Raw genomic sequence first — 13576 nt, 5'->3', positions numbered from 1 at the left:
TGAAGGTTTCACCTTCGGGCGGGCGGGGCGGTGGACCGACCGCACGCGGTCGCCGGGTTCGCCGACACAAATTTATTTGTCACTCGGTCGAACGTTTCGAGCCATGTCAGGAGAACTCCCTCCCGAAGCGTTCAGCGACCTCTCGGTCACCGGCGAGGTCGCCGTCTCGCCGGACGGGTCGACGGTCGCCTTCACCGCGACCGAGTGCGACCCCGACGAAGACGAACGCGTCGCCTCCCTGTTCGTGGTCCCCGCCGACGGCTCCCGCGAGCCGCACCGACTCACTCGTCACCCCGGCGCGTCGTCCCCGACGTGGTCGCCCGACGGAAGCCGACTCGCGTTCGTCGCCGCCCGCGACGAGGACCTCTCTCGGCGGGTCGGCCGCGCGGACGACGAAACCGAAGGCGAGGCCGACGATGCTGATGACGCCGACACCGAGGATACCGACGATGGCGACGACTCCGACGACGAACCGCCAACCGGCGGCGAGAGCGGTCCCAAGCCGCAGGTCTGGTGTTTCGACCTCGAACTCGGCGGCGACGCGACCCAGCTCACCGACCTCGACGAGGGCGTCTCGGAGTTCGACTGGTCGCCGGACGGCGACCGCCTCGTCGTCTCCGCGCGCGACCCGACCGACGAGGAGCGCGAGTATCTCGACGAGCGGAAGGACGGCGGGCCGGTCGTGACCGAGCGGCTCCAACACAAAATCAACGGCGTCGGCTGGACCGACACGGTGACGACCTACCTGTTCGTCGTGAACCTCGACACGGGCGAGACGGAGCGCCTCGACGACGCAACCGCCGCGGGCGCGTTCGCCGACGCCGGCGGTCTCCAGCCCACGTGGAGCCCCGACGACCGAATCGCCTACGTCTCCTGCGACGCCGACCGCCCGGACGACACGCTCGAACAGGACCTGTTCGTCATCGACGCCGACGGCTCGAACGACCGGAAGCTGACGAGCGGCGGCTACGCGACCGGGACGCCGCGCTGGAGCCCCGACGGCTCCCGAATCGCGTTTCAGGCGGGTGACCACGAGAACTGGTACGTCCCGCGCGAAATCCGCGTCGCCGACCTCGATTCCGACGAGGTCCGGTCCGTCTCCACGTCGCTCGACCGGACGCTCGCGTTGGGGGCCTCGCCGTCGTGGGCGGGCGACGACGAACTCTACGCGCTCGTCGCCGACGAGGGGAAGTCGCGCATCGCGCGACTCGACCCCGATACCGACGCCCCCGAGCGCGTGTTCGACGCACAGGGCGAGTTCAGAGCGATACAGGGACTGCACGTCGCCGGCGACACGGCCGGCCTGCTCGTCTCCGACCCGGCCGACGGGTGGGACGCCTACGCCGTCTCTCTGGCCGACATCGACGCGGTCGACGCGGCCCACGCCGAGTCGTTCACCCGACTGTCGGCGCTCAACGAGACCGTCACCGACGAGTACGAGATGCCGAAGGTCCGACGGGTCGCCTTCGAGAGCGACGGCTGGGAAGTCGAGGGCGTCGTCTACGCGCCCGCCGACTTCGACTTCGACGACCCCGACCCGCGCCCGACGGTCGTCGCCATCCACGGCGGCCCCATCGCCTACGACGAACCGGCGTTCCGGTTCGACCACCCGGTGTTCACCTCCCGCGGCTATCTCGTCGTGCGCGTGAACTACCGCGGGAGCACCTCTTACGGGCGCGACTTCGCGGAACAGCTCCGAGGGCAGTGGGGCTCGGTCGAGGTAGACGACATCGTCGCGGGCGTCGAGGACCTCGTCGACCGCGGTTGGACCGACCCGGAGCGCGTCTTCGGCTACGGCATCTCCTACGGCGGCATCGCGCAGGGCTACCTCGTGACCCAGACCGACCTCCTGACGGCGGCCGCCCCCGAACACGGCATCTACGACCTCCGGTCGTCGTACGGCACCGACGACAACCACCTGTGGACGAGATACGAGTTCGGCCTCCCGTGGGAGAACCCGGAGGCGCTCGACACCTCGTCGGCCATCACCGACGCCGGCGACATCGACACGCCGCTTCTGGTGATGGCGGGCGGGCAGGACTGGCGGTGTCCGCCGAGTCAGTCAGAACAGCTCTACGTCTCCGCGAAGGCACAGGGCGTCGACGCCAAACTCGTCGTCTACCCGGAGGAACAGCACTCGATTTCGACGCCCGAGCGGGCGACCCACCGACTGGAGCAGATTCTCGACTGGTACGAGCGTCACGACCCGGCGGTCGAGACAGACGACACGGCGGACGATACGGACGGCGGCGACTGAGAGGCGCGGGCGTCGGCGGCCTCACCGAAGCACCGCGGGCGGCTTCGCCGTCACGTCGAGGTCGGCCGCGTAGTGGAGTACCGGGTCGCCGCCGGGGTGGTCGAAGCCGCAGGCCTCGAACATCGTGTTCGCGCGAATCTCGGCTTCGACGTCCTGTATCGGCCACGGGTCGTGGTCGATGTCGCCGATGACGACGGGCCACTCGTCCGTGTAAAAGCGGTAGTTCTCGACGAGGAACGCGTCGAGCGACCCGGGGTCGAGGGTTCGGACCTCGCCGGTCGGTCGGTAGGTCGCCTCGAACCGCGCTTCCGGCGTCTCGGCGGTCGCCGGCCGGTAGCTCTCGTAGTCGACCGCGCCGTCTCGCTCCTCGACCGAGATGGTCGCGTAGTGGTACGGGAGCCGGTAGCCCAGTCGGGCCATCGTCACGCCGAGGCGGTCGGCGGCGTCGAGGGTGAAGAAGTAGACGCCGCGGGGGCCGCCGTCGGCGGGTTCGACGTAGGTCCGGAGGTTCACCTCGGGGAACCCCAACCCGATTGGCGACCCGCGCGGGCGGATGTCCGTCATGTCGAACGAGACGACGCCGAGCCACGCCCGCCCGTCGCGGGTCGCCACCGTGAGCCGGTCGGGAAGTCGCGGCTCCACGAGTTCGGGAGCGACCGGCCAGTGGGCGAACAGCGTGTGCCGCCAGCGCATCGACAGGAGGTCCATAGCGACCGTTAGGACCGCCGACGGGTGTGGGTTTCGGCGGTCGCGGGCACCGCCCTCTGCGGTCGATTTCCCCCAGCGAAACGCACAGGTGTCTGGCGACGAACTGTCATCTATGGGACTCGAAAACGCCAGCGGCACGTTCGACATCGGCGGCGACCTCACGGTTCACCGACTCGGCTTCGGCGCGATGCGCATCACCGGCGACGACATCATCGGCGAGCCGGACGACGTGGAGAACGCGAAGAAGGTCCTCCACGAGTCGCTCGTCCACGGCGTCGACCTCATCGACACGGCGGACTCCTACGGCCCCGCCGTCTCCGAGCGCCTCATCGGCGAGGCGCTCGCGCCCTACCCGGACGACCTCGTGGTCGCCACGAAGGGCGGTCTGCTCCGCAACACCGACGGCGACTGGAAGCCCAACGGCGACCCCGACTACCTCCGGAACGCCGTCCTCGGAAGCCTCGACCGCCTCCGCGTGGACACCATCGACCTCTATCAGCTTCACCGCCCCGACCCGCACGTCTCCTTCGAGGACTCGGTCCACGCGCTCGCCGAGATGAAAGACGAGGGACTGATTCGGCACGTCGGCCTCTCGAACGTCTCGGTCGAACAGCTCGACGAGGCGCGCGACATCGTCGACATCGCCACGGTCCAGAACCGCTTCAACATCGGCGACCGCGAGTTCGAGGCGAGCCTCGACGCCTGCGAGGAGTACGGCATCGGCTTCATCCCGTGGTACCCGCTGGGCGCGGGCGACCTCGGCGACCGGGCCGACGCCGTCTCCGCGGTCGCGGCGAAACACGACGCGACGCCCCAGCAGATCGCCCTCGCGTGGCTCCTGTACCGCTCCGACGTGATGCTTCCCATCCCCGGCACGTCCAGCGTCTCGCACCTCCGCGACAACGTGGCGGCCTCGCACATCGACCTCGACGACGAGGACATGGACCGACTGGCCTGACGTGGAGTACACCGTCGTACAGGGCGACATCGCCGCCCAGTCGGCCGACGCGCTGGTGAACGCCGCGGGGACGAGCCTCCGGATGGGCTCCGGCGTCGCGGGCGCGCTCCGTCGCGGCGGCGGTCCCGAACTGAACGACGCGGCGATGGCGAAGGGGCCGATAGCCCTCGGCGCGGCCGCCGTCACCGACGCCTTCGACCTCGACGCCGAGGTCGTGATTCACGCCGCGGCGATGCCCCACTACGGCGACGGGCGGGCGACCGCCGAGAGCATCCGCGACGCCACGCGAAACGCCCTGCGGGCCGCGGACGACCGCGGCTGTGAGTCGCTCGTGATTCCGGCGCTCGGCTGTGGCGTCGCCGGGTTCGACCTCGCCGACGGCGCGCGACTCATCTGCGAGGAGCTCGCGGCGTTCGAGCCGAGTTCGCTCCGCGACGTTCGGTTCATCGCCTACGCGGACGACGAGTTCGAGACGGTTTCGCGGGTCGCCGACGCGGTCGGGTCGGGGACCGGAAAATGACGGTGAGCGACGCGACCGACCCGGAGCTGTGTCCGGTCTGTTCGACGCCCTACGACTCGGTCTCGCTCCACGACCGCGGCCTGCTCGTCAATCTCCTCGACAACGAGCGCTACCGGCGCGTCTGCTTCGAGCCGGTCGAACGCGACGGGCGGCCGCACGTCCGGTTTTTCCACCACACCCACGAGCAGGTCGGCGCGGACGACTGACCGAGCGGGGCGGCGGCGACACGAGCGCGTCTGATTCGACGCGCCCCGCCTAACTCCACGGGCGTTCCGTGAACTCGCCGGCCTCGATTTCGCGCTCTATCTCGCGGAGCGTCGCGTCGTCGACGCTGACGAGGTGACAGAGCGGGTGGCCGGGCGCGGCGACCGGGTTCTGGAGGACGCCGGCGACGAGGCCGGTAAAGGGCGCAGAGACGCGCTTTTCTCTCGTCTTGAAGTGGTCCGAGATGGTGCAGATGGTGTCGCCCTCGTGGACGAGGGGCACGTCGCCGTACTGCATCTCGACGAGGCCGCCCACGTCGGCGCGGAGCCACGTCTTGTCCGTCGCGGAGTCGATGACGCGCGACCAGCCCGGCCAGCTGACCGCCTCGTCCGGGAGGACGCCGTACTCGGCGAGGACGCTCTCGACGCCGTCGAGCGCGCGGTCGACCATCGCCGGCTGGAAGCGGTGGGCGCGGCCCATCTCGACGGTGATGGTCGGAATCCCGTCGTTGGTGGCGACGGTGCGGAGCGAACTCGCCTCGGCCTCGCCCGAAAGGATGAGGTTCGCGCCGAACGACCGCGCGAGGCGTGCGACCTCGGGGCGGTTCATGTCGGCGCGGACGTGGTACATCGTCGTCCGGTTGCGCGTCGAGGTGTGGAAGTCGATGCCGAGGTCGCAGGGCTCGACGAACCGGCGGTAGATTTGGTTCGCCATGCGCTCGGCCGTGTTCGCGCCGTCGCGGCCGGGGAACGACCGGTTCAGGTCGAGGTCGTAGATGGGGATGTAGCGCTGTTGGGCGAGGTAGCCGGGGACGTTCGCCACGTGGATGCAGACGATGGTGCCGTGGATGTCCGCGGGGTTGTACCGGCTCGCGACCTCCTGCATCACCTTCACGCCGTTGAGCTCGTCGCCGTGGAGCGCCGCGGTCATGAAGACCGACGGCCCGCCCTGCTCGCCGTTGATGACCGTGACGGGTATCTCGACGGGGTCGCCGAGGTACGTCTCGCTGATTTCGTATCTGAGGTGTCGCACCTCGCCCGGCGGCACCTCCGAGTCGTACCTGAACGGTTCGGGGTTCATGAGACGGTCATCGGCGGCGACGGGTAAGAAGGTTGACCGGTGGCGACCGACCGCCGCGTCGATTTACGTCGCTCGCGCGCCACGTTTCTCTCATGGCGACTCCTCGGCTCGACGACCCGCTCGACATCGGCGGGCTCACGCTCCGAAACCGGCTCTACCGCGCGCCGGTCCTCGAATGCGCGGGCACCGGACCCGACGCGCCCGAGCGCCTCGCGGCGGAACTCGAACCCGCGGCGCGGGCCGGCGCGGGCCTCGTCTGTCAGGGCGCGACCATCGTCCGCGAGACGGGCGGCTGTGCCGCGCCGGGGATGACCCGCATCGCGGACCCCGAGTTCGCGGCGTCGCTGTCGGCGGTGACGGAGCGACTCCACGACCACGGCGCGGCCGTCGCGGTCCAGTTGGAGTACGGCGGCCTGCGGAGCATGGAGACGTGGCACGCCGCGTACCGACGGGACCACCCCGACCTGCGACAGCTCGCCGTCTCCCGGCCGCCGCGGCTCCTCAGACTGCTCGACGGCCTCGGCTTTCTCGACTACGACGCCCACGTCATGACGACCGAGGAGGTGTACGACCTCGCGGCGGACTTCGGCCGCTCCGCGGCGATGGCCGTCGACGCCGGCTACGACGTTGTCCACGTCGCCGGCGCGAACATGGGCGTCGTCCACCAGTTCCTCTCGCCGTTCTACAACCGCCGGGACGACGAGTTCGGCGACGGCGTCCGGTTTCTGGAGGTCGTCGCCGACGAGGTCCGCGGGCGGGCGGGCGACGTGCCGCTCATGACGAAAGTGCCGGCCGAGACGGCCGCGCCGCCCGGCGTCCGCCGACGCCTGACCGAGGCCGACGCGGTCGACATCTGCCGCCGCCTCGACGACGCCGGCTACGACGCGCTCGTCCCCGTCTCGGGGTCGGTGTTCTGGGACGCGAGCATCGTCCGGGGGTCGTTCCCGGCTCGCGCGTGGCGCGACGACCGCTACCGCGACGGCTACGCCGCGGCCTTCGGCGGCCCGCTCCGGGCGCGACTCGTCGAACTCGGCAACCGAATCGAAGCGGCGTGGTACGACTTCGACCCGGCGTGGAACGCCGACCTGTGCCGCCGCGTCCGCGACGCCGTCTCGGTGCCCGTGCTCTGCGAGGGCGGCATCCGCGAGCGCGGCCACATCGACCGACTGCTCGGCGACGCCTGCGACGCCGTCGGGATGGCCCGGCCGTTCTACGCCGAACCGGAGCTCCCGGCGCGACTGCTCGGCCGCGACGTGGCGGCCGACACGCGGGTCGTCTGCGAGAACTGCAACAACTGCGCGGTGCCGCAGGCGACGGGCGCGCCGGGCGTCTGTCGAACGCCCGCGGTGTTGGCCCGCGCGGGGGCCCTCAGAATGGAGGGCGCGTACGACACAGCCCCCGAATCGGCGGATAGCGACGAGCCCGACCCGGAGAGTTAATAAGGCTCTCGTCGGTGAGTCTGGGTAATGGCGCGCGACCGGTCCGCGATGGAGTCGGCCGAACTGACGGCGGTGCTCGACGCGCTCGACGACGCGGACGCCCGAGCCATCATCAGAGGACTCGAAGAACCCATGACGGCAAGCGAAATCTCAGACACGTGTGACATCCCGCTTTCGACGACGTACAGGAAGCTGGACCTGCTCACGGACGCGGCGCTCCTCGCCGAGGGGACCCAGATTCGCGCGGACGGCCACCACGCGACGACCTACGAGGTCGCCTTCGACGAGGTGCGAATCGCGCTCAACGAGGACCGCGACTTCGACGTCGCGGTCGGCCGCCCCGAGCAGACGCCCGACGAACGCCTCGCGGACATCTGGTCGCGGGTCCGGAGGGAGACCTGATGGGGCACCTCAGCGCCTCGCCGACGATTGCGACGATGATAATCGTCGTCAAGACGGGCATCCTCGTCCTCGGCGGGCTCATCACCTACTTCAGCTACAAGGCGTACCGGAACACCGGTGCGGCGTCGCTCCGCGCGCTCGCGCTCGGGTTCGGCGTCGTCACGCTCGGCGCGATGCTCGGCGGTGCGCTCGACGTGATTCTCAACGTCGACCTCGCCACCGGACTGCTCTTCGACTCGGTGCTGACGCTCGTCGGCTTCGCGGTCATCACCTACTCGCTGTACGTCGACTGACGCTCGGACCGGGGGACTGTCTCCGGACCCGCCGAACCGCCTTCGAATCAACCCGCGACTCGCGGTCGCGCTCCCCGCCGTTTCTCCTCGTCGTCCGGCCACGAGTCGCCACTCCGCCCCGACCCGTGTCGCGCGCTACCGTCGGTCGATCGATGGCCGTTATTGTTCGAATTGTACAAAACTGTTATTAGGGTGCGGCCGGTATCGGTAGGTATGTCCGACGACGAACTGACCGATATTCGGAAGCAGAAACGCGAACAACTCGAATCCAAGCTCCGCGGTGACGGCGGGAGCGCGGCGAAAGAAACCGCGGCTGGGCCGGCAGAGCCCATCCACGTCGACGGCGCGTCAGAGCTGGAAGACGCCGTGTCGTCGTACGACGTGGTGCTCGTCGACTTCTACGCGGATTGGTGCGGCCCGTGCAAGATGCTCGAACCCACCGTGAAGAAGCTCGCGGAGAACACCGACGCCGCGGTCGCCAAGGTCGACGTGGACGCGAACCAGGAGCTCGCCGCCCAGTACCAGGTCCGGGGCGTCCCGACGATGGTGCTTTTCGCCGACGGCGAGGCGGTCGAACAGCTCGTCGGCGTCCGCGGCTACGACGACCTGAAGAACCTCGTCGAATCCCACCTCGCGTAAGCGTTCTCCGTCCCCGAGACTCGGGGTCGATTTATTGACGCTCTCGTCCGACCTTCGGGTATGCAACTCGTCGCCGAGCACATCGACATCGGCACCCGGTCGCCGACGGTCCTCCTGAACGAGAGCGACGCGGCCGAACTCGGGGTCCACGCGCTCGAACGCGTCCAACTGCGTCGGGGCGGCCGGACGACCATCGGCATCGTCGAGCTGACGGACGAACTCGTCTCCGAGGGGACCCTCGGCGTGACGCGCCGCCTCGACCACCTCGAAGGCGCGGTCGAGGTGTCGGTCGCGCCGCAGCCCGACTCGGTGTACTACATCCGCAAGAAGCTCGACGACATCGAACTCGAAGCCGACGAACTCTCGCGAATCGTCCGCGACATCTACGAAGAGCGCCTCGCCGACGTGGAACTCGGGGCGTACGTCTCCGCGACCTACACGAACGGGCTGTCCCTCGAAGAGACGATGCACCTCACGGAGTCGATGGCCGACGCGGGCGAGACCATCGCGTGGGAGGAGCCGGTCATCGCCGACAAACACTCCATCGGGGGCGTCGCGGGCAACCGCGTCACGCCGATTCTCGTTCCCATCGTCGCCGCGGCGGGGCTGAAGATTCCGAAGACCTCCTCGCGGGCGGTCACCTCCGCGGCGGGCACCGCCGACACGATGGAGGTCCTCTGCGACGTGGAGTTCTCCGTCCCGGAGATACGCGACATCGTCGGGGAGACCGGCGGCTGTCTCGTCTGGGGCGGCGCGGTGAATCTCTCGCCGGTCGACGACCGCATCATCCGCGCCGAGACGCCGCTTTCCATCGACCCGAAGGGCCAACTCATCGCCTCCGTCCTCTCGAAGAAAAAGAGCGCCGGCTCGACCAACGTCGTCGTCGACATCCCCTACGGCGAGGGCGCGAAAGTCGAGAGCCTCGCCGAGGCGCGCGAACTCGCGGAGGATTTCAACCGCGTCGGCGACCACCTCGGGATGGCCGTCGAGTGCGCCATCACGAACGGGGCCGCCCCGGTCGGCCGCGGCGTCGGCCCCGTGCTCGAAGCCCGCGAGGTCCTCGCCACGCTCGCCGGCGGCGGCCCGAACGACCTGCGGATGAAGGCGATTCGCCTCGCCGACCTGCTTTTCGAGTCCACCGGCGTCGACGCCGACGCCGCCGAGATTCTGGACTCGGGTCAGGCCGAGGAGACGTTCCGCGAGATACTCGCCGCGCAGAACGGCGACCCCGACGTGGAGGCCGCCGACCTCTCGCCGGGGCGGCACACCGTCGCGGTCCGCGCCGCCCGCGACGGCGTGGTCACGCACATCAACAACCGCCTCGTCAACGAAGTCGCCCGCCGGGCCGGCGCGCCGCGAGACCCCGGCGCGGGCCTCGAACTCCACCGCCGCGTCGGCGAGATGGCCGCCAGCGGCGAGACGCTGTTCACCGTCCACGCCGAGTCCGAGGACAAGCTCGCCGACGCGAAGGCGCTCACCGAGCGCGTCGAGACCGTCCGGGTCCGACACCCCGACGAGGCGCTGGTCGACCGGGTCTGAACGCCGTCCCCGCGGCGACCTTTTTGCGTCCGACGCCCGTAGTTCCCGCATGGACGACCGCGTACATCCCGAGGTCCGGCGCACCGCGACGGAAATCGACACGATGGAGACTCGCGGCGCGGCGACCATCGCCGACTCGGCCGCGCGGGCGCTCCGGACGCAGGCCACGGAGAGCGACGCCGCCGACGCCGAGGCGTTCCGGGCCGAACTCCGTGCGGCCGCGCGAGCGCTCTACGAGACGCGGCCGACGGCCGTGAGCCTCCCCAACGCCCTCCGGTACGTCCTCCGCGGCATGTCGAGTACGACCGTCGAGGGACTCCGACAGAACGTCGTCGAGTCGGCAGACGAGTTCTGCGCCCGCCTCGAACGGGCGCAGGCCGACCTCGGCGAGGTCGGCGCGAACCGCCTCCGCGACGGCGACACCATCATGACCCACTGCCACTCGACGGACGCGCTGGCGTGCGTCGAGGCGGCGGTCGAGCAGGGGAAACACATCGAGGCCGTCGTCAAGGAGACGCGACCCAGAAATCAGGGGCACATCACCGCGAGGCGACTCGACGAACTGGGCGTGCCCGTCACGCTCATCGTCGACTCGGCGGCGCGGCGCTACCTCAACGACGTGGACCACGTGCTCGTCGGCGCGGACGCCGTCGCGGCCGACGGGAGCGTCGTCAACAAAATCGGGACGAGCGGCCTCGCGGTCAACGCCCGCGACCGGGGGACGCCCATCATGGTCGCCGCGCAGACGCTCAAGCTCCACCCGGGGACGATGACCGGCCACACCGTCGATATCGAGATGCGCGACACCGCGGAGGTCGTCGACGACGAGACGCTCGCGGAGCTCGGCAACCCGACCGTCAAGAACCCCGCGTTCGACGTGACGCCGCCGCGCTACGTCGACGCCATCGTCACCGAGCGCGGGCAGTTCCCGCCCGAGAGCATCGTCATCCTGATGCGGGAGCTGTTCGGCGAGGGCACCTCGGAGCCGTGGGCGGAACCGGAGGCGCGAGCCGAACCCTAGGCAGGCCCCGAACCGTCGTCGCGGGCCGACACGCAGTCACGGCCCGCCGACGAGGTCGCCCATGACTTTCATCTCCGCCTTTCGCAGGTGCTCCGCCGCGGTGCTCGTCGAGCAGTCGAGCCGGGCGGCCACGTCGGCGACCGACCCGGTCCGCGGCTCGCGGTAGTAGCCGCAGTCGACGGCGGCCTCGACGGCCTCGCGCTGGCGGGGCGACAGCGACCCGGCCGAGACGCTCCCCGGCCCCGTGTACTCCCGGACCCGCACGATTTCCAGACCGCGGCCCTCGGGCATCTCCTCGACCGCCGACTGGAGGGCGTCGTCGGTGCCGACGAGCGTCACCGACACCGTGCCGTCGCCGCCGAAGACGACCGGCGGGACGACGATGAGGTCGCCCCGCGTGACGGCCGCCGTCTGCCTCGCGCCCGCCGGGTCGAGCCGCTCGTTCACCACGATGAAAAACGAGTCGCCGGGGAGCTGTGAGACCTCGTACGACCGGATGCGCTCTGTCTCCGCGAGCGCCGCCTCGTAGGCCTCGATGGCGGAGCCGAACACCTCGAAGACGATGGTGTTCCTGTCTGTCACCGTCGGGTTCCAGTGGTGGAGCTCGGTCCGCTCGAACGCCTCGTGGTCGGCGACGAACTCGTGCATCGGGTGCATCTGCTCGTCGTCGGGCGCGAAGCGAAGCCTGACGGATTTCATGCCAGCGGGTTGATTCGACCGCGACATAAAAACTGGCCGCACTGGTGAGGCAGAACGCCGAACCGACGCCCGGGCGAACGAGCGGGTGTCAGCCGCCATGTCACTCGAACGCCCGCAGCAGCCCCCCGAGTCCGACGACGACCCCGCCGCGCCCGCCGCCGACGACGCCGGTCCCCTCGACGCCGACGCGCTCCGGCGGGCGCTGGGCGACGCCGCCCTCGCCACCGAGGAACACGTCCACGCGCCCGCGGTGCAGATTCGCCCCGACGCGGTGCAGTCGTCGCTTTCGGCCCTCCGCGACGGTCTCGGCCTCGACCACCTGTCGTGTGTGACCGCACAGGAGTACGAGGACCGCTACGAGTCCGTCTACCACCTGAAGTCCTACGACGACCCGACCCGAGAGGCGAGCGTCGTCGTCCCGACGCCCCGCTCGGACCCGGTGAGCGAGTCCGCCGCGCCGGCGTTTCGGACTGCCGAGTGGCACGAGCGGGAGGCGTACGACCTCGTCGGCATCCGGTACGAGGACCACCCGGACCTGCGCCGCATCCTCCTGCCGGAGACGTGGCAGGGCCACCCGCTCGGGCTGGACTACGACCAGACGCGCCCCCAAGTCGTCCGGTACGACGAGAACGCGAACCCGCTCGCCGAAGACGGCCGCGCGGACACGAACACGATGCTTCTCAACATCGGGCCGCACCACCCGGCGACCCACGGCGTGATGCACCTGCAGGTCGCGCTGGACGGCGAGCAGGTCGCCGACGTCGAGCCCGACATCGGCTACATCCACCGCTGCGAGGAGCAGATGTGCCAGCGGGGAACCTACCGACACCAGATTATGCCGTACCCCGACCGCTGGGACTGGGGCGGCGGCGGCCTCCTCAACGAGTGGGCCTACGCCCGCACCGCCGAGGCGCTGGCGGACATCGACGTACCAGAGTACGCGCAGGTGCTCCGGACGCTGGCGGCCGAACTGAGCCGCATCCTCTCGCACATGCTCGCGGTCGGCGCGTACGCCCTCGACGTCATCGGCGACTTCACGGCGACGTTTCAGTACGCGCTCCGCGACCGCGAACTCGTCCAGAACGTCCTCGAAGACCTCACGGGCCAGCGGCTGATGTTCAACTACTTCCGGCTCGGCGGGGTCGTCTGGGACCTCCCCGAACCCCGCGAGGAGTTCTTCGAGAAGGTCCGGGCGTTCGTCGACGGCCTCCCCGAGAAGTTACGCGAGTACCGCGACCTCCTGACGGCGAACGAGATTCTGCAGGCCCGCACGGTCGACACCGGCATCCTCCCGCCGGAGGTGGCGAAGGACTACGGCGTGACGGGGCCGGTCGCCCGCGGCTCCGGCATCGACTACGACCTCCGCCGCGACGACCCCTACGGCTACTACGACGAACTCGACTGGGCGGTCGCCGTCGAAGAGGACTGCGACAACTTCGCGCGCCTGCTCGTCCGCCTCCGCGAGGTCGAGGAGTCGGCCAACATCGTCGCCCAGTGCGTCGACCTGCTCGAAGGCTGGCCCGAGGACGAACGGACCATCCAGTCGAACGTCCCGCGCACCATCAAACCCGACGACGACACCGAGGTGTACCGCGCCGTCGAGGCCGCGAAGGGAGAACTCGGTATCTACATCCGCGCCGACGGCACCGACACCCCCGCGCGGTTCAAGATTCGCGGCCCCTCGTTTTCGAACCTCCAGGCGCTCCCCGAGATGGCCGAAGGCGAGTACATCCCGGACCTCATCGCGGCGCTCGGAAGTCTCGACACGATAATGGGAGAAGTAGACCGGTAGTCGGCGCGGGCCGACGGGTCGCGTC

14 protein-coding genes are annotated in these 13576 nt (G+C 69.9%); 11 read left to right on the top strand and 3 right to left on the bottom strand.

What is annotated here, in order from left to right; genetic code table 11:
• Window positions 1-103 precede the first annotated feature (103 nt).
• On the top strand, window positions 104-2257 hold the full coding sequence (locus NDI65_RS03945; protein WP_310893414.1) for a S9 family peptidase: 2154 nt from the start codon (window positions 104-106) through the stop codon (window positions 2255-2257).
• 21 nt (window positions 2258-2278) lie between these two features.
• Here NDI65_RS03945 and NDI65_RS03940 read toward each other — a convergent pair whose 3' ends face one another.
• On the bottom strand, window positions 2279-2965 hold the full coding sequence (locus NDI65_RS03940) for a DUF2071 domain-containing protein (RefSeq protein ID WP_310893413.1): 687 nt from the start codon (window positions 2963-2965) through the stop codon (window positions 2279-2281).
• Window positions 2966-3077: 112 nt separating this feature from the next.
• Here NDI65_RS03940 and NDI65_RS03935 point away from each other — a divergent pair, with 112 nt between their 5' ends.
• Genes NDI65_RS03935 through NDI65_RS03925 form a run of 3 tightly spaced genes read left to right on the top strand, consistent with a single transcriptional unit; the run spans window position 3078 to window position 4649 of the window.
• Entirely contained in the window at window positions 3078-3923 is an 846-nt protein-coding gene (locus NDI65_RS03935; RefSeq protein ID WP_007274776.1) for an aldo/keto reductase, read from the top strand.
• Between the two features lies 1 nt (window position 3924).
• Complete coding sequence (locus tag NDI65_RS03930; RefSeq protein WP_007274775.1) at window positions 3925-4443, top strand: macro domain-containing protein; 519 nt, start codon at window positions 3925-3927, stop codon at window positions 4441-4443.
• Window positions 4440-4649: a hypothetical protein gene (locus tag NDI65_RS03925; protein ID WP_007274774.1), complete on the top strand. Its 210-nt coding sequence runs from the start codon at window positions 4440-4442 to the stop codon at window positions 4647-4649. The genes NDI65_RS03930 and NDI65_RS03925 overlap by 4 nt, the downstream gene beginning before the upstream one ends.
• Window positions 4650-4698: 49 nt before the next feature.
• On the opposite strand, the gene NDI65_RS03920 is transcribed toward NDI65_RS03925, so the two are convergent.
• Window positions 4699-5727 (bottom strand): succinylglutamate desuccinylase/aspartoacylase family protein, encoded by a 1029-nt coding sequence (locus tag NDI65_RS03920; RefSeq protein WP_007274773.1) that lies wholly within the window; start codon window positions 5725-5727, stop codon window positions 4699-4701.
• Between the two features lie 92 nt (window positions 5728-5819).
• Between NDI65_RS03920 and NDI65_RS03915 the strand changes: the two genes are divergently transcribed.
• From NDI65_RS03915 to NDI65_RS03890, 6 genes are all read left to right on the top strand, one after another.
• Window positions 5820-7166: an NADH-dependent flavin oxidoreductase gene (locus tag NDI65_RS03915; RefSeq protein ID WP_089778687.1), complete on the top strand. Its 1347-nt coding sequence runs from the start codon at window positions 5820-5822 to the stop codon at window positions 7164-7166.
• Window positions 7167-7193: 27 nt separating this feature from the next.
• Complete coding sequence (locus NDI65_RS03910; RefSeq protein WP_004971053.1) at window positions 7194-7568, top strand: helix-turn-helix domain-containing protein; 375 nt, start codon at window positions 7194-7196, stop codon at window positions 7566-7568.
• Complete coding sequence (locus NDI65_RS03905; protein WP_049920513.1) at window positions 7568-7861, top strand: hypothetical protein; 294 nt, start codon at window positions 7568-7570, stop codon at window positions 7859-7861. The genes NDI65_RS03910 and NDI65_RS03905 overlap by 1 nt, the downstream gene beginning before the upstream one ends.
• Window positions 7862-8074: 213 nt before the next feature.
• Window positions 8075-8500, top strand: coding sequence for a thioredoxin (trxA, locus tag NDI65_RS03900; protein WP_089778685.1), 426 nt, complete (start codon window positions 8075-8077; stop codon window positions 8498-8500).
• A gap of 60 nt (window positions 8501-8560) precedes the next feature.
• A complete protein-coding gene (locus NDI65_RS03895) occupies window positions 8561-10039 on the top strand; it encodes an AMP phosphorylase (protein WP_089778683.1) in 1479 nt (492 codons plus the stop codon).
• A 49-nt stretch (window positions 10040-10088) separates the two neighbouring features.
• The gene (locus tag NDI65_RS03890) at window positions 10089-11060 is read left to right on the top strand and encodes a ribose 1,5-bisphosphate isomerase (protein WP_089778681.1); all 972 of its coding nucleotides are present in this window, start codon (window positions 10089-10091) and stop codon (window positions 11058-11060) included.
• Window positions 11061-11096: 36 nt separating this feature from the next.
• Here the strand turns inward: NDI65_RS03890 and NDI65_RS03885 are convergent, their stop codons facing one another.
• Window positions 11097-11759: a helix-turn-helix domain-containing protein gene (locus NDI65_RS03885; protein WP_089778679.1), complete on the bottom strand. Its 663-nt coding sequence runs from the start codon at window positions 11757-11759 to the stop codon at window positions 11097-11099.
• A 97-nt stretch (window positions 11760-11856) separates the two neighbouring features.
• On the opposite strand from NDI65_RS03885, the gene NDI65_RS03880 reads away from it, so the two are divergent.
• Complete coding sequence (locus NDI65_RS03880; protein ID WP_089778677.1) at window positions 11857-13551, top strand: NADH-quinone oxidoreductase subunit D; 1695 nt, start codon at window positions 11857-11859, stop codon at window positions 13549-13551.
• The last annotated feature ends 25 nt before the right edge of the window (window positions 13552-13576 follow it).

The organism is Haloferax sp. S2CR25 (genome assembly GCF_031624535.1).
Classification (GTDB): domain Archaea; phylum Halobacteriota; class Halobacteria; order Halobacteriales; family Haloferacaceae; genus Haloferax; species Haloferax massiliensis.
This window is presented reverse-complemented; position numbering and strand designations above follow the sequence as displayed.